Origin of the sequence: Paractinoplanes rhizophilus, from assembly GCF_042664765.1 — a bacterium.
Classification (GTDB): Bacteria; Actinomycetota; Actinomycetes; order Mycobacteriales; family Micromonosporaceae; genus Actinoplanes; species Actinoplanes rhizophilus.
The window spans coordinates 87,830-104,046 of sequence record NZ_JBHTBJ010000011.1 but is presented as its reverse complement, the minus strand read 5'-3'; the positions used below and the strand labels follow the sequence as shown (position 1 = coordinate 104,046).

Sequence of the window (16,217 nt, the reverse complement as noted above, 5' to 3'; positions counted from 1 at the left end):
CCGGAGCACCAGCTGCGACTGATGGTGAGCCGGCTGCCACACGAGAGCGAGGTGGTCACGCTCTCCCCGCCGGGCGCCGTCGCGGCCACGCTGCGCGCCGGCGGCACCCCAAGGCGGTCGACGCCGCCGAGTTCCGCTTCGACCCGCGCCTGCGGGCCGCCGCGCGCGCCCGCCTCGGCATCGCGCCGGACGCCGCGGTGGTCGGCGGCATCGGCCGCCTCGAGCCCGCCGAACGCTTCGACCGCCTCATCCGGGCGCTCGGCGAGGTCCCCGGAGCCACTTTGCTGCTCGTCGGCGACGGTCCGGCCCGCGACGCCCTCGCGACGCTCGCCACCATCGAGGGCATCGCCGACCGGACGGCCGGCCCGCGCTACGACGCCGACCATCTGGCCGGCGAGGTGGCCCGGGTCTACGAGCGGGCCGGGCGGCGCTGAGTCACATCGCGCTCCGGGACGACCCGGCGCAGCGGTGGCCGGCGCTGCAGCCATCGGAACGCGACGAACCCCAGGTAGACGCCGAGCGTGTTGGCGATCAGGTCGTTCGCCTCGGCCCAGCGGTTGTCGTGCACGGTCAGGATCAGCACGCACTGGGTCAGCTCGATCGCCAGGCTGGTCAGGAAGCCGAACCGGATCACCCGCATCCGGTCGCGAACGCCGAGGACGACGTGCAGGAAGGCGGCGAACGGCAGGGTCATCACCACGTTCAGCAGCGAGTCACGCGGCCGGATCTGGGTGAACGGGATCGGGTTGATGCGGTAGAGCTGCGGATCGCCGCCGAAGGACACGTGCAGCGGCAGCAGCGTCGCGCCGAGCACGGCCACCGCATACCACCCGGCGAGCCAGGTCACGAGCAGCCGCGCGGGGGTCAGCGCACCGCGGCGGCGCAACACCACCCAAGAAACGACCATGATGAGTACGCCCAGGGGCACGAGCACCGGCGGACCGGGGATGACGTACTGGTCGTTTCGCATCCCTGCCCACGGTACGTTCTTATCAGTGCAGCCAGCCATCCTTGCGGGCGATGCGGATCGCGTCCAGGCGGTTGCGCGCGCCGGTCTTGGAAATGATCGCCGACAAATAGTTGCGCACGGTGCCGCCGGACAAATAGAGACGGCTCGCGATGTCCTTGACCGAATCCCCCTCGGCGGCCAGCCCGAGCACCTCGAGCTCGCGCGTGCTCAGCGCCCGGTCGGCGTTCAGCGAGGCGGCCTGCAGCATCGGCGAGACGACCCGCTCGCCGCCGGCCAGACGCCGTACGGAATCGGCCAGGAGCGCCTCCGACGCCCCCTTGACCAGGAAATTGAGCCCGGCGGCGCGCCGCCGCGGCGGCAGCATGCCGCGCTTGGCCGGGTCGGAGAGCACCAGCATGGCGCAGGACGGGATCGCCACGTGCAGATCGGCGGCGAACGGCAGCAACTGGCTCACCATGTACTCGGTGTCGAAGACGACCACGGTGGGCCACAGCTGCACCGCCCGCTCGACCAGGCCGCCGTCGAGCGGCAGGGTGGCGACGTAGTGCATGTCGGGCTCGGCCTCGATCAGCGCGCGCACCGGGACCCCGAAATACCCCTCGTCTCGCACCACCAGAACCCGGATCATGACTCCACCTCGCCAGAGAAACCGCCGCGGGGATCGCCTTTTCTTTTTGTCCTGCTCGAAAACTACTTCCCGGTGGCAAGCGGCACACGCCCCGTTGGCCGATCGACCGAGGCAGATGTGGCGGATCTTCGCCCCGGCCGGCCGAAATGTGCCCCACGAGTTTCGGGAATTGCACGAAATATTCCGCACGACGACCGGAAATGCATCTGAAACATGGTGCAAATCGGAAGTCATGGATTTTCCGGACATCGGCCGGAGTATGATCTGGTTCCGTCCAGCCTCCCGGGGGTACCAGCCATGACTCTTCGCGACACGCCGCCCTTCCGCGCCGACCACGTCGGCAGCCTCCTGCGGCCGCAGCGGCTGCTCGACGCGCGGCAGCAGCGCGCCGAGGGCAAGCTCGACGCCGACGAGCTGCGCGCCGTCGAGGACGACGCGATCCGCGACGTCGTCCGCATGCAGCGCGACGTCGGGCTGCGCTCGGCCACCGACGGCGAGTTCCGCCGCACCTCCTGGCACATGGACTTCATCTATCGCCTCGGCGGCATCCACCCCACCGACGAGAAGATCCAGGTCCACTTCCGCAACGCCCAGGGCGACCTCGAGTTCGAGTCGGCGGCGCTCGCCATCGACTCGCCCGTCCGCCTCGAGGAGACCATCTTCGGCGACGACTTCACGTTCCTGGCCGGCATCGTCGACCCCGGCATCACCGCGAAGCTGACCATCCCGTCGCCCAGCATGGTCCACTACCGCGGCGGCCCGGCCGCGATCGACCCGGCCGTCTACCCCGACCAGGAGCAGTTCTGGGCCGACCTCAGCGCGGCGTACGCCGAGCAGGTCCGCCGCATCGCGGCGCTGGGCTGCCGCTATCTGCAGCTCGACGACACCAGCCTGGCCTACCTCAACGACCCCGACCAGCGCCGGATGCTCAGCGAGCGCGGCGACGACGCCGAGCACCAGCACCTGCGCTACATCAAGCAGATCAACGCGGCCATCGCCGACCGGCCCTCGACGCTGGCCGTGACCACCCACATGTGCCGGGGCAACTTCCGCTCGTCGTGGGCCGCCGCCGGCGGGTACGACTTCGTCGCCGAGGCCCTGTTCTCCGAGCTGGCCGTCGACGGCTTCTTCCTCGAGTACGACGACGACCGCTCGGGCGGGTTCGCGCCGCTGCGGTTCGTGCCGCCCGGCAAGATGGTCGTGCTCGGCCTGGTCACCACCAAGCGCGGCGAGCTGGAGTCGAAGGACTCGCTCAAGCGCCGCATCGACGAGGCGGCGAAATACATCCCGCTCGAGCAGCTGTGCCTGTCGGGCCAGTGCGGCTTCTCCTCGACGGTGGAGGGCAACGTGCTCACCTACGACGAGGAGGTCGCCAAGCTGCGCCTGATCGTCGAGACGGCGGCGGAGGTCTGGGGGTCATCGTGAGAGGACACGACGACAGGGGGAATGGGTCATGACGCCACATTGGCTGCACGCGGCGGAGGGGCGGCTGCCCGTCGAGGGCGAGATGCCCGGCTTCGACGGCGCGACCGGCTGGCTCAACTCGCCGCCGCTGACCGCGGAGATCACCCGCGGGAAGGTGGTGCTGGTCAACTTCTGGACCTACACCTGCATCAACTGGCTGCGCCAGCTTCCGTACGTGCGCGCGTGGGCGGACAAGTACACCGACCAGGGGCTGCTGGTCGTCGGCGTGCACACGCCCGAGTTCGGCTTCGAGCAGGACGTCGAGAACGTCCGCCGGGAGGCGCGCGGCGACCGGGTCGACTACCCGGTGGCGCTCGACAACGACTACGCGATCTGGCGCGCGTTCGACAACCACTACTGGCCGGCCATCTACCTGGCCGACACCGAGGGCCTGATCCGCTACCACCACTTCGGCGAGGACGAGTACGCCCGCACCGAGATGGCGATCCAGCGGCTGCTCGGCGACGCCCGCAGCGACGTGGTCACCGTCAAGCCGCGGCCGATCGAGGAGCCGGGCGACTACCGCACCCTGCGTTCGCCGGAGAACTACACCGGGTACGCCCGCAGCGAGCAGTTCCGGTCACCGGAAGGCATCGCCGCCGAACGGTCGCAGCAATACACCGTCCCGGATCATCTGGGTCTCAACGACTGGGCGCTCGACGGCCGGTGGACCATCGGCGAGCAGGCCACCACCTCGGACGCGGCGGGCGGCCGGATCGTCAACCGCTTCCACGCCCGCGACCTCAACCTGGTCATGGGCGCCGCCCAGCCGGTCCGCTTCCAGCTCCTGCTCGACGGCAAGCCGCCGGCCGGGGCGCACGGCGACGACATCGACGCCGACGGCTACGGCACGATCGGCGACCGCCGCCTCTACCAGCTCGTCCGCCAGCCCGGCCACATCGCCGACCGCACCGCCGAGATCACCTTCCTCGACCCGGGCGCCGAGACGTACTCGTTCACCTTCGGCTGATCACCGGCGACCGGCCGCCCCGGGCGGGACCACCACGCCCTTCACCTCGGCCATGTACCTGTCCCCGGCAGCGACGGCGTCCTCCGCCGAGGCGCCGCCCTGCCGGGCGACGAAATACGCGGCGTACCAGTCCCACCAGTCGTGCGGCGGGGCGACCGCCTCGAACGCGCCGTGCCGCTCGGAGGTCTCCTTCAGCAGCCGCGCGGTGTCCGCCACAACCTTGTTCGTGTCTTCGCTCATGGCTCCTACGATGGCCCACACCGCGCCGGGGTCGCGCCCGTGGAAGACCCTGGCCCGCCCACGGGAGGGTCAGCCCGCCGCGCGCAGGCGCCCGCCGGCGACCGGCCCGGGACGAACGGCAGGCGCGCGCACCAGCAGGTACCCGATCATCCACAGCTCGCCGATCGTGGCCGGCACGACGAGGACGCCGGCGGCGGCCGGCAGCACGTAGGACGCGAACGTGTTGAGGACGTAGCCGACGCCGCCCACGACGAGCAGCCAGCGCAGGACGCCGCTGACGCAGGAGCCCATCGGGATCAGCCACAACCCGAAGAAGATGCCCCCGACTGTCCACAGGTGGCCGCTGACGAGATAGAGCAGTTGCACGGTGGCGGGCGCGTCGCCGAACGGCTGACCGGCCACCTCGACGGCGGCGCCGAGCAGGGCCGCGCTGCCGAGCACGGCCACCGAGTTGACCAGCCCGAACGCCGCGATCCCGGCCGCGCTGACCGGGTTCGACTCGCGGTAGAGCCGGTAGAAGCCGGCCGCCGCGAGCGCCTGGGTGAGCACGACGAGCAGCTCGAGCACGACGCCGGTGCGGGCGAGCGCGAGGTGGTCGGTGAGGTGGGCCAGGGTCGCGGCCGGGTCACCCGGCTCGAACAGGATCGGCCGGATGGTGAGGAAGCCGGCGCCGCCGGCGACGGCGAGGGCGAGGTAGGCCAGTCCGGTCACGCGGGCCGTGTTCTTACTATGTAAGGTAGCCATACGTTGTAAGGTACGGGACGTGTCAAGGGAGCCGCTGAGTCGCGACCGAGCCCTCGCCGCCGCCGTCGGCCTGGCCGACGCCGAGGGCCTGACGGCGCTGACGATGCGCCGCCTCGCCGCCGACCTGGGCGTCGAGGCGATGTCGCTCTACTACCACCTGCCCGGCAAGGGCGGCCTGCTCGACGGCCTGGCCGAGTGGGTGATCGAGGAGATCCGGGCGGCGGTCGGCGACGAGCGGGGCGACTGGCGCGAGCGGCTGCGGCGCCGCTTCCTGCGGGCCCGCGAGGTGATGCTGCGCCATCCGTGGGCGCCGGCGCTGCTCGGCACGCGCCCGAGCGTCCCGCCCGGCCTCTACGCGTACTACGACGAGATCGTCGGCACGCTGCTGGCGGCGGGCTTCACTCCCCGGCTGGCCCACCGCGCGATCCACGCGTTCGGCACCATGGCGCTCGGGTTCGTGCAGGAGCTGTTCACCCCCGGCACCACCGACGTCGGCGCGGCCGAGGAAGATCTGGCCGCGATGGCCGCGGCGGTGCCGCACCTGACGACCATGCTGGCCGCCGAGGTCCACGCGGCCGGCGACCCGGCGCTGGGCTGGTGCGACAGCCAGGTCGAGTTCGAGTTCACCCTCGACCTGCTCCTCGACGGGCTGGACCGGCTGGCCGCCGGGTCGCCGGTCGGCTGACCCGGCGCGCGGCGCCGATCGGATGCTCCCCCAGCGCCGGAAAATGGTCGATGATCGGGGGATGAGCGACGACGCCACCAAGATTCTGCTGTCCGAGTCGGAGATGCCGCGCCGGTGGTACAACATCGTGCCGGACCTGCCGGCGCCGCCACCGCCCGTGCTGCATCCGGGCACGCTGCAGCCGGTCGGCCCGGACGACCTCGCGCCGCTGTTCCCGATGGCGCTGATCGAGCAGGAGGTCTCCCCGCACCGGTTCGTCGACATCCCCGACGAGGTGATCGACGTCTACCGGCTCTGGCGGCCGTCGCCGCTTTACCGCGCCCGGCGGCTGGAGAAGGCGCTCGGCACCCCGGCGAAGATCTACTACAAGTACGAGGGCGTGTCACCGGCCGGGTCGCACAAGCCGAACACCGCGGTGCCGCAGGCGTTCTACAACGCGGCCGCGGGCGTCCGCCGGCTCACCACCGAGACCGGCGCCGGCCAGTGGGGCACGGCCTTGGCCTTCGCCGCCGGCCAATTCGGCCTGGACTGCGAGATCTGGCAGGTCCGCGCCTCGTACGACCAGAAGCCGTACCGGAAGATCATGATCGAGACCTTCGGGGCGACGATCCATCCGTCCCCGTCGGAGCTCACCGAGGCCGGCCGCAAGATCCTCGCCGCCGACCCGGACTCCCCCGGCTCGCTCGGCATCGCGATCAGCGAGGCGGTCGAGGTCGCCGCGCAGCACCCGGACACCAACTACGCGCTCGGCAGCGTGCTCAACCACGTGCTGCTGCACCAGACCATCATCGGCGAGGAGGCGCTGCTCCAGCTGGCCAAGGCGGGCGACGCGCCGGACGTGATCGTCGGCTGCACCGGCGGCGGATCCAACTTCGCCGGGCTGGCCTTCCCGTTCCTGCGCGAGAAGCTGGCGGGCCGCATGTCGCCCACGATCCGCGCGGTGGAGCCCGCGTCCTGCCCCTCGCTGACCAAAGGCGTTTACGCGTACGACTTCGGCGACACCGCCGGGATGACGCCGCTGATGAAGATGCACACGCTGGGTCACGAGTTCATCCCCGACCCCATCCACGCCGGCGGCCTGCGGTATCACGGGATGTCCCCGCTGATCTCGCACGTCTACGAGCTCGGCCTGATCGAGGCGGTCGCCAAGACGCAGCGCGAGTGCTTCGAGGCGGGCGTGCGGTTCGCCCGCAGCGAGGGCATCATCCCGGCGCCCGAGCCGACCCACGCGCTCGCGGCCTGCGTCGAGGAGGCCCTGCGCTGCAAGGAGACCGGCGAGGAGAAGGTCATCCTGACCGCGCTCTGCGGGCACGGCCACCTCGACCTCCCCGCCTACGGCAAGTTCCTGGCCGGCGACATGGTCGACCACGAGCTCTCCGGCGACGCGGTCCAGGCCGCGCTCGCGGGTCTGCCGCCGGTGCCCGCATAACCCGGCAGTGCCCGCATAACGAGGGGCGGTCCGGCCCGGCGGCGTAGCAGGATGGGCGCATGACCTTCCGCTTGTTCGGCGGGCCGACCGTGGAGTTCTCCTTCGGCGGCCTGACCTTCCTCACCGACCCGACGTTCGACGAGCCCGGCGACTACCCGATCGGCGACCGCAAGCTCACCAAGACCGCGCCGCCCACCGGCGAGCCGGGCCCGGTCGACGTCGTGCTGCTCTCGCACGACCAGCACCCCGACAACCTGGACCGCCGCGGCCGGGAGCTCGCCGCCGCCGCGCCGCTCGTGCTGAGCACTCCGACCGCCGCTGAGCGGCTGGGCCGGCCGGTCCGGGGACTGTCACCCTGGGAGACCGTCGAGCTCGACCATGGCGTACGCGTCACTGCCGTCCCCGCCCAGCACGGCCCCGACGGCAGCGAGCACCTGGTCGGCCCAGTCACCGGTTTCGTCCTCGAGGCCGACGGCGAGCCCACGCTCTACGTGAGCGGCGACAACGCCTCGCTGCGCGTGGTCGCCGAGATCGCCGCCCGCTTCCCGTCGATCGAGGTGACAGTCCTCTTCGGCGGCCGGGCCCGCACCCCGCTGGTCGGCGACGCGAACCTCACCCTCTCCGCCACCGACATGGTCGAAGCAGCCCGCATCCTCGGCGTCTCCCGGGTGGTCCCGGCCCACATCGACAGCTGGTCACACTTCACCGAGACGCCCGAGGACGTCCGGGCCGCCTTCGACAAGGCCGGCGTCGCCGCCCTGCTCCAGCCGTAGGCGGCCTGGGCCCGGACGCGCCGCGCAAACCCAGCATGCGGCGTGGCCCAGCAGCCGTCTGGCCGCGCCTCGCTCCGGCCCCGGCTTCGACACCGGCCCTCGACCGCCTACCCTCGTCGCATGTCGGGGAATGATCGGCGGGCCGGGTTCGCGGTCGTGCTGGGCGCCTATGCCGTGGCCGGGGCGGTGGCGTGGGCGGTCGCGGCCACGATGACCAGCGCGCATCCGCTGGTGGGCACGCTCGTCGCCGACGTGGCCGCCACCGTCGTGGTGTTCGCGGTCAGTGTGCTGGTGCGCAACGCGAGCCTCTACGACCCGTACTGGAGCGTCGCCCCGCCGGTGATCGTCCTGGCCTGGGTGTGGTGGCGCGACGGGGGCGAGCTCGCCGCCGTCAGCGAGCGTCAGCTCACGGTCCTGGTACTCGTGCTGGCCTGGGCGGTGCGGCTGACGGCCAACTGGGCGTCGTCGTGGCGCGGCCTGACCCACGAGGACTGGCGCTACGTGCAGCTGCGCGAGCAGCGGCCGCCCTGGCTGCCGTTCTGGGTGGTGAGCCTCGTCGGCATCCAGCTGATGCCCACGCTGGTCGTCTTCGCCGGCCTGCTGTCCGCCTGGCCCGCGGTGACCGTGCTCGACCGGCCGCTGGGCCGGCTCGACGTCCTCGCCACGGTGGTGGTCGTCCTGGCCGTGGTGGCCGAGGCGGTCGCCGACCGGCAGGTGCGCTCGTTCGCCCGCGATCCGGCCAACCGCGGCCGCGTCCTCGACCGGGGCCTGTGGCGGTACTCGCGGCATCCCAACTACCTGGGCGAGATCGCCTTCTGGTGGGGCCTGTGGCTGTTCGCCCTGGCCGCGGCGCCCGGCTGGTGGTGGACGGTCCTCGGCCCGGTGGTGATGGTGCTGCTGTTCGTCTTCGTCAGCGTGCCGCTGATGGATCGCCGATCGGTCCAGCGCCGCCCGGCGTACGCGGATCACATGCGCCGCGTGCCGGCGCTGCTGCCCCTGCGCCTGCGCCGCGGCGTCTGACACTTTCGGCCGACCCGCCATCTGTCCCCGGATCGAGGCGGGGCCGGTTCCGGCCTGCCTATCCTCCGGTCGTGATGATCGCCGTTGCTCCGCTCGCGGGCCTCCTGCTGGGGTTCCTCGACTTCGTCTGGATCAAATACGTGCCGTACCCGCTCGGCGGCCTCGGCAATTCCACGGCGGTGTGGGCGGTGGCGGCTTTCCTGCTGACTCGGCGCTCGCGGTGGAGCCTGCCGGCGAGCGTCCTCGGCGGGGTGGTGATGCTGGTCGTCGCCGTGCCCGCCTACTACCTGGCCGCGGCGCTCATCCAGAACGACGAGCTTTCCAACGCGTACGCGTCCTACGCGCTGATCTGGATGGCCATGGGTGTGCTCGCCGGCGCGATCTTCGGCGCGGGCGGCCACCTGGCCCGCGTTCCCGGCCGCCGGCAACGCGTCGCGATCGCGCTTCCCGGGGCGGTGCTGTTCGCCGAGGCCGCGATCGAGCTGCGCCGCGCCGGCGACCCGTCCTACGGCGTCGCCGAGCCGCTGCTGTTGGCCGCGATTCTCATCGCGCTGGGCCTGGTGGTGTCGCGTCGCGCACTGCTGCTCACCGTTCCGCTGGCCGCCCTCGGTTTCGTCGTGTTCAGCCTCACCGGTTTCCGCTGAGGTGCGAGCGTGCGCCCGGCGTAGCCTCTGTCGGGGGAAGCCGGGGGGACATGAGCGCGCGATTCGACAATCTGGTGTCCGGGACGGCGGTGGCCTGCCCGCCGCCGCATCGTGTCCTGGTCGCCGAGCGGCCGGACGAGGTGGCCGGGGTGCTGGCCGAGGTGGAGGCGGCCGGCGAGTGGGCCTACGGCTATGTCTCCTACGAGGCGGCGCCCGGCCTGGATCCGCGACTGCCGGCCTTCCCGCGCGGCGCAAGTGAACCGCCACTCGCATGGTTCGGCCTCTGCGACGCGCCCCGCCCGGTGCCGGTGATCGCGCCGTCCGGGCCGCGGCGGACGCGGTGGGCGCTCGACTGGAGCGAGGGGGAGCATCGGCGGGCGGTCGAGGCGGTGCGCAAGCACATCGAGGCCGGCGAGACCTACCAGTGCAATCTCACCGGGCGGCTGCGGGCGGCCTTCGGGGGCGATCCGCTGGAGCTTTACGCGAACCTCGCGGCAGCGCAGGGTGGCGCGCTCAACGCGTACGCGGAAATGGGTCCTTTTGTGGTTGCCAGCGCCAGCCCCGAGCTGTTCTTCGAATGGGCCGGCGACCGGGTGCGGACGCGCCCGATGAAGGGCACCGCGGCGCGCCGGCCGGGCAACGACGACGAGGTCGGCCGGCGGCTCCGGGACAGCCCGAAGGAGCGGGCCGAGAATTTGATGATTGTCGACCTATTGCGCAACGACCTGGCGAAAGTTGCCGCCACCGGCAGCGTCGAGGTGACCGAGTTGTTCGCGCTGGAACGCTATCCGACGGTGTGGCAGATGACGTCGGAGGTGGTGGCGCGGCTGCGTCCGGAGTGCGGGCTCGTCGACATTTTCCGGGCGCTGTTTCCGTGCGGCTCCGTCACCGGCGCGCCCAAGCGGCGCAGCATGGAAATCATCCGCGACCTGGAGGGCGGCCCGCGCGGGGTCTACTGCGGGGCGGTCGGGCTCGTCGCGCCGCCGTCCGAGCCGGTGCGGGCGCGATTCAACGTCGCGATCCGCACCGCGGTCATCGACCGCCGCACCTCGACCGCCGTCTACGGCGCGGGCGGCGGGATCACGTGGGGATCGGAGCCGGCCGCGGAGTGGGCCGAACTGCTGAACAAGGCCGCCATCGCCGGCCGGCTGTGAGGCGCCCGTTCAGTACCCGGTCGACGCGGAGGCGGCGCAGAGGATGACGTAGCCGACCGTGCCGATCGCGCCGATGATCAGGCCGGCCATGGCCAGGCCCTCGCCGCCCTCGCCGCGCTGCTGGATCTGCTGGCGGGCCAGGAAACCCAGCACCAGGCCGGCCGGCGGGAAGACGAACGCGAAGACCAGCGCCAGGATGGCCATCGTGTTGGTGGTCCGCGCGGGCACCACCGGCGACGGGCCGGGCTGCCAGGCGCCCGGCTGCTGATAATGCTGCGGCGGCGGATAGCCGCCGGGATTCCACGAGCCCTGCGCGGGGCCGGGCGGTTGCGGCGGCGGTTGCTGCCAGTTCGGGGGTGGCGCGTCGGGCCGGTTCCAGGCGGCGTCGTCGCGGTCGGTCATCTCTGCCTCCTCATGTCTCGCCCACCCAGCGACCCCGCCCCCGGTCGAAGGTTCTGAGCCCGTCCTCGAGGTCGCCCGCGGAGAGCGCCTCGACCATCTGCCGGTACGCGTCGAGCGGCAGGTCGGCGGAGAGCGCGAACTGCGCTCCGGACCCGGCCTCCTCGATGACGACGACCTGCTTCTCCTCGGTGCGGCCGAGCCGCCGTCGCACGAACCCCCGCAGTGACTCGAAGGCCTGCCGCCCGGCCTGCTCGAGCATCGTCTTCACGAAGATCTCGGCCGGCACGGTCAGCAGGAGCATCCAGGTGAAGTCGGCGGCGCCGCGGCGGGGCGGCATCCGGCGCACCGCGGGCTCCCATCCCCAGTCCCGCAGCTCGGCGCGGATGTCCGCCACCTGGTCCGGGCCCAGCCCCGGGTGCACGAAAAGCTCGACGTCGTCGGTCATGTGAGCTCCCAGACGCGTACGGTGTGGTCGGCGTGCGCCGTGATCAGGGACTTCTCCGCGCGGCCGGCCACCGCCGCGATCGCGCCGGCCGGCTCGGTCCAGGCGTGCGCGCGCTCCTCGTGCCACAGGCGCGCGATGCCGTCGGCGCCCCCGGTGACGAGGCGGCCGTCGGCGGTGTACGCGACCGAGGCGACCGCGGAACCGTGGTTGAGGCGGGCCTGCACCTCGCCGTGGGCGTTCCACAGCCGGGCCACGCCGTCGGCCGCCCCGGTCGCCAGGATCCGGCCGTCCGGGCGGAACGCGACGTCCAGGACCGCGTGCGGGTGCGGGAACCGGAAGGCGATCTGGCCGTTCGCGCCGAACAGGCGAAGCAGGCCGTCGTCGGCGCCGGTGGCGATCCAGCGGCCGTCCGGGCTGAAGGTCGCGGCGCGGACGTCGCCGGGCCGGCGCGGGCGGCCGCCGTCGTCGACCTCGGGGCGGTGCAGCAGGCGCAGGCGCTCGCGGCCGTAGCGGTCGGCGATCAGCGCCAGGGCGCCCGCGCAGCCCACCACCAGCAGCGACTCGTCGGGGGCGAAGCGGACACAGCGGCCGGCCTGGTTGCCGGGGGTGCGGAAGCTCAGGGTGGCGGTCTCGGTCTCGGCGTCCCAGACCCGGACCACGCGGTCGTCGTGGACGGCGGCGACGAAGCGGCCGTCGCGGGTGACGGCGATCGAGCGTACGGCGGCCGCGCGATCGGGCAGGCGGCAGCAGCGGCAGACCTGGGCGGTGTCGAGATCCCAGCAGAGGATCTCGCCGAGCTCGCCGGCGGCGAAGAGGCGGCGGTGGGCGGGGTCGGCGGCGACGGCGTGCACCGGGCCCGGGTGCGCGAAGCGGTGGGTCTCGGTCAAGTTGTGGGCGCGCGGCTGCGCCGGGGGCGGCCTTTCCGGCGGCTTCTGCTGGGGCGGCCTTTCCGGCGGCTTCTGCTGGGGCGGCACCGAAGCTTTGGCCCTGACCTGCGGCGGCGGGGCCTTCAGCGTGCGCACGAGGTCGTTCGCGCGGCGCAGGTTGTCGGTCTGGCTGTCGGCGGCCGACGCCCGCGACGCGTCCTTCACCTCGAACACGTCGGCGTTGCGGGACCGCAGGTACAGCACCGGGGTGCCCCATTCGAGGCTGCCCGGCTGGGTCATGTGCACGGTGGTGCGCGCGTCGGTCACCGCCCGGTCCAGCGACACCCCCGACGCGATCGCGCCGTAGAGGGCCTGGGCGAAGATGAGGGCCGCCGGGTCGCTGATCTCGTACTGCATCGCGACGGCGGCCGGGAACCCGCGCCGGATGAAGCTCGCCGCCGGGCTCGCGAACGTGTCCACCCCGGACGCCCGGCCCGACTCGCAGGCGTTGAGCACCGCGAGCCGCAGCGAGTCGTTGTCGTGCAGCAGCCGGCCGAGGTCGGTCGCGTACACCTGGCGGGCCGCGCCGTCGTCGTCGACGAACTCCAGAAACCCCTCGCCGCGCGCCTCGTCGAAGCCGCCGTGCCCGATGAAATGCAGGATGTGCCAGGACGCCCGGCGGGCCGCCCGCCACAGGTGCTCCCAGCCGGAGCCCTCCAGCCAGCTCAGCTGCACCTGGTCGTCGCCCAGCGGGGCCAGCGCCGCGGACAGCGCCTCCTTCTCGGTCGCCACCTGCAGCTCGTCGCGGTCGTCCGGGTGGCTGATCACGCCGAGGATGCGCAGCGGCAGCTTCACCGTCACCGGCGCGACCGGCTGCATCACGTCGAGGTAGCGCACCACCGGCAGATTCAGCGCCAGGTAGTCGCCGCGGCGGCGGTCGTAGAGGAATTCCCACGGCAGCTGCGCGAGCGTGGTCCCGCGAATCCGCAACATCAGCTGAAATGGCGTACGCGTGCTTTCCGCGTGCCGCAGGCTGATCTCGAACAGCTCCCGCGATTCGTCGTGCAGAACCGCGTCGCAAAGATCCGTGCCGAGTTGCCGGATCGGCGCCTCGAGCCGGCCCGCCGCCCCGCGCGTGATCAATTGCGCGCCGGACCGCAGCACATTGGTCTCGACCGCCTGCAGCCGCCGCGACTCCGGCTCGGGCAGCTCGAGCCGGAAATTGGTCTCGCCGAACGGCGATTGGCACGTCAGGTAGTACACGCCGGGTGCGTGCTCCACCAGGTCCAGCTGGACGACCACCGCTTCGGGCGACATGGGAACGACCTCGATATCGGGCGCTTGACCCGGCGAGCCTAGCCCCGTTTCCGGCGAATCGAAGTCACCCCGTCGACTGTTTCCCTGTCACTGCCCGGACAATTATCTTGCGCACTGCGCAATTGCGTTGTCGAGGAGCGGACCGCCAGCGCATTGGCCGTCACCACCAGCGCGATTCCGGCCCAATGGCGCGCATGGAGGATTTGTCCGAGGAAAGCGACGCCGGCGAGCGCGGCGAACACCGGGTGGAGGCTCATGCAGACGCCGAAGAGGCGGGGCGGGACGAAACGCAGGACGATCAGGTCGGCGGCGTACGGGACGGCGGAGCTCAGCAGGCCGGCGGTCAGGGCGTACCCGAGGCCGCCGCGATGCATGGTGAGCAGGACCGGCAGGTAGAGCAGCGCGGAGATCGACGTCGCGACCGCGGGCGCCTGCAGGCCGGGGAGGCGGGCGCCGGCCACGCGGTTGAGCACGATGTACCCGGCCCAGCAGCTCGCGGCCAGCAGGCCCAGGCCGACGCCGAGGTAGTCGCTCGACGGGCCGGGCCGGACCAGCACGTACACGCCCGCGCAGGCGATGGCGGCGCCGAGCAGATCGGCACGGGTGCGCGAGCCGGCGAGGGCGACGGCGAGCGGGCCCAGGAACTCCAGGGTGACGGCCAGGCCCAGCCCGACGCGGTCGACGGCGGTGTAGAGGCTGAGGTTCATGGTCGCGAGGACGACCGCCAGCAGCAGCGTCGGCCACCACTGTGGCCAGGTGAAACGGCGTACGCCGGGGCGGGCGAGCGGGAGCAGCACGGCGGCGGCGACCACCTGGCGCACGGCGACCACGCCGGCCGGGCCGATGAGCGGGAAGGCGTGGGCGCCCACGGCCGCGCCGACCTGGTTGCTGGCGGCGCTGCCGAGCATGGTGGCGATGCCGGCGGCGGTCCGGGCGCTCATCGGCCCAGCGTCGGCCCGGCGAGCGCCGGAGGGGAAATGCGCGGCGCGGGTCACCTATACGCTGCCCGCATGAATGTGCAGCTGCGCCAGCTCGAGGCGCTGGTCGCGGTGGCCGACGCCGGCACGTTCACCGACGCCGCGGCGTCGCTCGGGCTTTCGCAGGCGGCCGTCTCGCGCGCCGTCGCGGCTCTGGAAACGGCTTTGGGCGTACGGCTGCTCGAACGCACCACCCGGCACGTCTCGCCGACCGCGACCGGCGCCCGGGTTCTGCCGGCCGCGCGCCGCGTGCTGGCGGAGGTCGCCCACCTCGAGCGGACGGTCACCCGGCCGGCGGAGCTTCGCATCGGGTACGCGTGGGCCGCGCTGGGCAAGCACACCCGGCGCCTGCAGCGGGCCTGGGCCGCGGCGCACCCGGACGTGCCGCTCGTGTTCGTGCAGTCCGCCACGGCCACGGCCGGCCTCGGCGAGGGGCTGGCCGACGTCGCGGTGATCCGGCGCCCGATCGACGACGCCCGCTTCGCCACCACGCTGATCGGCACCGAGGCCCGGCTTGCGGCCGTGGCGACCGACAACGCCCTGGCGCGCCGCCGCTCGGTGCGGATGGCCGACCTCGCCCGCTACACGGTGGCGCTGGACAGCCGTACCGGCACCACCACGCCGCAGTTGTGGCCGCCGGGCGCCACGCCGGCGTCGACGCGCGAGTCGCACGGGGTCGACGAGTGGCTGACGCTGATCGCGGCCGGTCAGGCGGTCGGCGTCACCTCGGAGGCGACGGCCAACCAGAATCCGCGGCCGGGCGTCGCGTATCGCGCGGTCCGGGACGCCCCGCCGATCGAGGTGCGCCTCGCCTGGTGGCGCGACGACCCACCGAGCCGCCTGGGCGAGCTGGTCACGCTGGCTCGCGCCGCCTACGCCTGACGCGGCGCGCCCAGCCCGCGCCGCCTCGGAGACGGGCCGCCAACCAATCCCCGGCCACGCCGCACCGGTCAAAAACCAAGCTAAAAGTGGTTGATCCCGGTCGCGACGGCGCCGCCGGCGAACGACGCCACGACCAGCGCGATCAGCTCCCGCGGCGCCCCGCCGGCCACCAGCAGGGCGAGCCCGGCGAGCACCGACCCGAGGCCGGACAGCAACGGCCCGGTCCGCTGCGAGCGCTCCCCGATGTGCCGGTCGCTCAGCCGGCCGCGGCGCACGCCACGCAGGATCATCGCGTACGGGATGACCGCGCAGAACAGGGCCGCCAGCAGCCCCCACCCGACGCTGCCGGCGTGTGCCCCGATCACCACCGGCATCGCCGCGGCCAGCACCGCGGGCGCGAACACCTCGGTGAGCAGCCGCGCGATCACCGGCGCTGACCGGGCAGATCGGCGACGGGCGGGCGCGGCACGCCGGGCGACGTTTCGCCGCCGCCCGGAAACACGACGGCGGGCGGCGCGGCGGACGTCATGATCCGGACGCTATCAGCCCGTCGCGTCCGGAACGGCGTCCTCGCGTGGCAGGCCCTGCCCCGCCGACCGAGCGTAAG

General features: G+C 72.7%; 19 protein-coding genes. 10 read left to right on the top strand and 9 right to left on the bottom strand.

Going from position 1 to position 16,217, the window contains the following annotated elements; genetic code table 11:
* Positions 1–197: 197 nt before the first annotated feature.
* On the top strand, positions 198–434 hold the full coding sequence (locus ACFQS1_RS17500; RefSeq protein WP_378969302.1) for a hypothetical protein: 237 nt from the start codon (positions 198–200) through the stop codon (positions 432–434).
* Here ACFQS1_RS17500 and ACFQS1_RS17495 read toward each other — a convergent pair.
* Together ACFQS1_RS17495 and ACFQS1_RS17490 are read right to left on the bottom strand one after the other, a co-directional pair.
* Positions 410–970 carry a VanZ family protein gene (locus ACFQS1_RS17495; protein ID WP_378969301.1) on the bottom strand — a complete coding sequence of 187 codons (561 nt, stop codon included), beginning with the start codon at positions 968–970 and terminating at the stop codon, positions 410–412. The genes ACFQS1_RS17500 and ACFQS1_RS17495 overlap by 25 nt on opposite strands.
* Positions 971–992: 22 nt before the next feature.
* A complete protein-coding gene (locus tag ACFQS1_RS17490) occupies positions 993–1,598 on the bottom strand; it encodes a helix-turn-helix transcriptional regulator (RefSeq protein ID WP_378969300.1) in 606 nt (201 codons plus the stop codon).
* Positions 1,599–1,895: 297 nt separating this feature from the next.
* On the opposite strand from ACFQS1_RS17490, the gene ACFQS1_RS17485 reads away from it, so the two are divergent.
* Together ACFQS1_RS17485 and ACFQS1_RS17480 are read left to right on the top strand one after the other, a co-directional pair.
* Positions 1,896–3,023 (top strand): 5-methyltetrahydropteroyltriglutamate--homocysteine S-methyltransferase, encoded by a 1,128-nt coding sequence (locus tag ACFQS1_RS17485; RefSeq protein ID WP_378969299.1) that lies wholly within the window; start codon positions 1,896–1,898, stop codon positions 3,021–3,023.
* Positions 3,024–3,051: 28 nt separating this feature from the next.
* Complete coding sequence (locus tag ACFQS1_RS17480; protein ID WP_378969297.1) at positions 3,052–4,032, top strand: redoxin domain-containing protein; 981 nt, start codon at positions 3,052–3,054, stop codon at positions 4,030–4,032.
* Here ACFQS1_RS17480 and ACFQS1_RS17475 read toward each other — a convergent pair whose 3' ends face one another.
* Together ACFQS1_RS17475 and ACFQS1_RS17470 are read right to left on the bottom strand one after the other, a co-directional pair.
* Entirely contained in the window at positions 4,033–4,272 is a 240-nt protein-coding gene (locus ACFQS1_RS17475) for a bleomycin resistance protein (RefSeq protein WP_378969295.1), read from the bottom strand.
* 69 nt (positions 4,273–4,341) lie between these two features.
* On the bottom strand, positions 4,342–5,016 hold the full coding sequence (locus tag ACFQS1_RS17470) for a DUF4386 domain-containing protein (protein ID WP_378969294.1): 675 nt from the start codon (positions 5,014–5,016) through the stop codon (positions 4,342–4,344).
* 19 nt (positions 5,017–5,035) lie between these two features.
* On the opposite strand from ACFQS1_RS17470, the gene ACFQS1_RS17465 reads away from it, so the two are divergent.
* The 6 genes from ACFQS1_RS17465 to pabB all read left to right on the top strand — a co-directional run bounded on the left by ACFQS1_RS17465 (position 5,036) and on the right by pabB (position 10,721).
* The gene (locus tag ACFQS1_RS17465; protein WP_378969293.1) at positions 5,036–5,701 is read left to right on the top strand and encodes a TetR/AcrR family transcriptional regulator; all 666 of its coding nucleotides are present in this window, start codon (positions 5,036–5,038) and stop codon (positions 5,699–5,701) included.
* Positions 5,702–5,762: 61 nt separating this feature from the next.
* Positions 5,763–7,130: a TrpB-like pyridoxal phosphate-dependent enzyme gene (locus ACFQS1_RS17460; protein WP_378969292.1), complete on the top strand. Its 1,368-nt coding sequence runs from the start codon at positions 5,763–5,765 to the stop codon at positions 7,128–7,130.
* A gap of 59 nt (positions 7,131–7,189) precedes the next feature.
* On the top strand, positions 7,190–7,903 hold the full coding sequence (locus ACFQS1_RS17455) for an MBL fold metallo-hydrolase (RefSeq protein WP_378969290.1): 714 nt from the start codon (positions 7,190–7,192) through the stop codon (positions 7,901–7,903).
* A 120-nt stretch (positions 7,904–8,023) separates the two neighbouring features.
* On the top strand, positions 8,024–8,923 hold the full coding sequence (locus tag ACFQS1_RS17450) for a DUF1295 domain-containing protein (RefSeq protein WP_378969288.1): 900 nt from the start codon (positions 8,024–8,026) through the stop codon (positions 8,921–8,923).
* A gap of 74 nt (positions 8,924–8,997) precedes the next feature.
* Positions 8,998–9,567 carry a DUF6518 family protein gene (locus ACFQS1_RS17445; RefSeq protein ID WP_378969540.1) on the top strand — a complete coding sequence of 190 codons (570 nt, stop codon included), beginning with the start codon at positions 8,998–9,000 and terminating at the stop codon, positions 9,565–9,567.
* A gap of 50 nt (positions 9,568–9,617) precedes the next feature.
* Entirely contained in the window at positions 9,618–10,721 is a 1,104-nt protein-coding gene (gene pabB / locus ACFQS1_RS17440; RefSeq protein WP_378969286.1) for an aminodeoxychorismate synthase component I, read from the top strand.
* Positions 10,722–10,730: 9 nt separating this feature from the next.
* Here the strand turns inward: pabB and ACFQS1_RS17435 are convergent, their stop codons facing one another.
* The 4 genes from ACFQS1_RS17435 to ACFQS1_RS17420 are packed head-to-tail and all read right to left on the bottom strand — an operon-like array spanning position 10,731 to position 14,692.
* Positions 10,731–11,123, bottom strand: coding sequence for a DUF4190 domain-containing protein (locus ACFQS1_RS17435; protein WP_378969284.1), 393 nt, complete (start codon positions 11,121–11,123; stop codon positions 10,731–10,733).
* 10 nt (positions 11,124–11,133) lie between these two features.
* The gene (locus ACFQS1_RS17430; protein ID WP_378969283.1) at positions 11,134–11,568 is read right to left on the bottom strand and encodes a hypothetical protein; all 435 of its coding nucleotides are present in this window, start codon (positions 11,566–11,568) and stop codon (positions 11,134–11,136) included.
* Complete coding sequence (locus ACFQS1_RS17425) at positions 11,565–13,751, bottom strand: CHAT domain-containing protein (protein ID WP_378969281.1); 2,187 nt, start codon at positions 13,749–13,751, stop codon at positions 11,565–11,567. The genes ACFQS1_RS17430 and ACFQS1_RS17425 overlap by 4 nt, the downstream gene beginning before the upstream one ends.
* Positions 13,752–13,789: 38 nt before the next feature.
* Positions 13,790–14,692 (bottom strand): EamA family transporter, encoded by a 903-nt coding sequence (locus ACFQS1_RS17420; protein WP_378969280.1) that lies wholly within the window; start codon positions 14,690–14,692, stop codon positions 13,790–13,792.
* A gap of 69 nt (positions 14,693–14,761) precedes the next feature.
* On the opposite strand from ACFQS1_RS17420, the gene ACFQS1_RS17415 reads away from it, so the two are divergent.
* Positions 14,762–15,610 (top strand): LysR family transcriptional regulator, encoded by an 849-nt coding sequence (locus ACFQS1_RS17415; protein ID WP_378969279.1) that lies wholly within the window; start codon positions 14,762–14,764, stop codon positions 15,608–15,610.
* A gap of 80 nt (positions 15,611–15,690) precedes the next feature.
* On the opposite strand, the gene ACFQS1_RS17410 is transcribed toward ACFQS1_RS17415, so the two are convergent.
* Positions 15,691–16,038 (bottom strand): hypothetical protein, encoded by a 348-nt coding sequence (locus tag ACFQS1_RS17410; RefSeq protein ID WP_378969277.1) that lies wholly within the window; start codon positions 16,036–16,038, stop codon positions 15,691–15,693.
* Between the last annotated feature and the right edge of the window lie 179 nt (positions 16,039–16,217).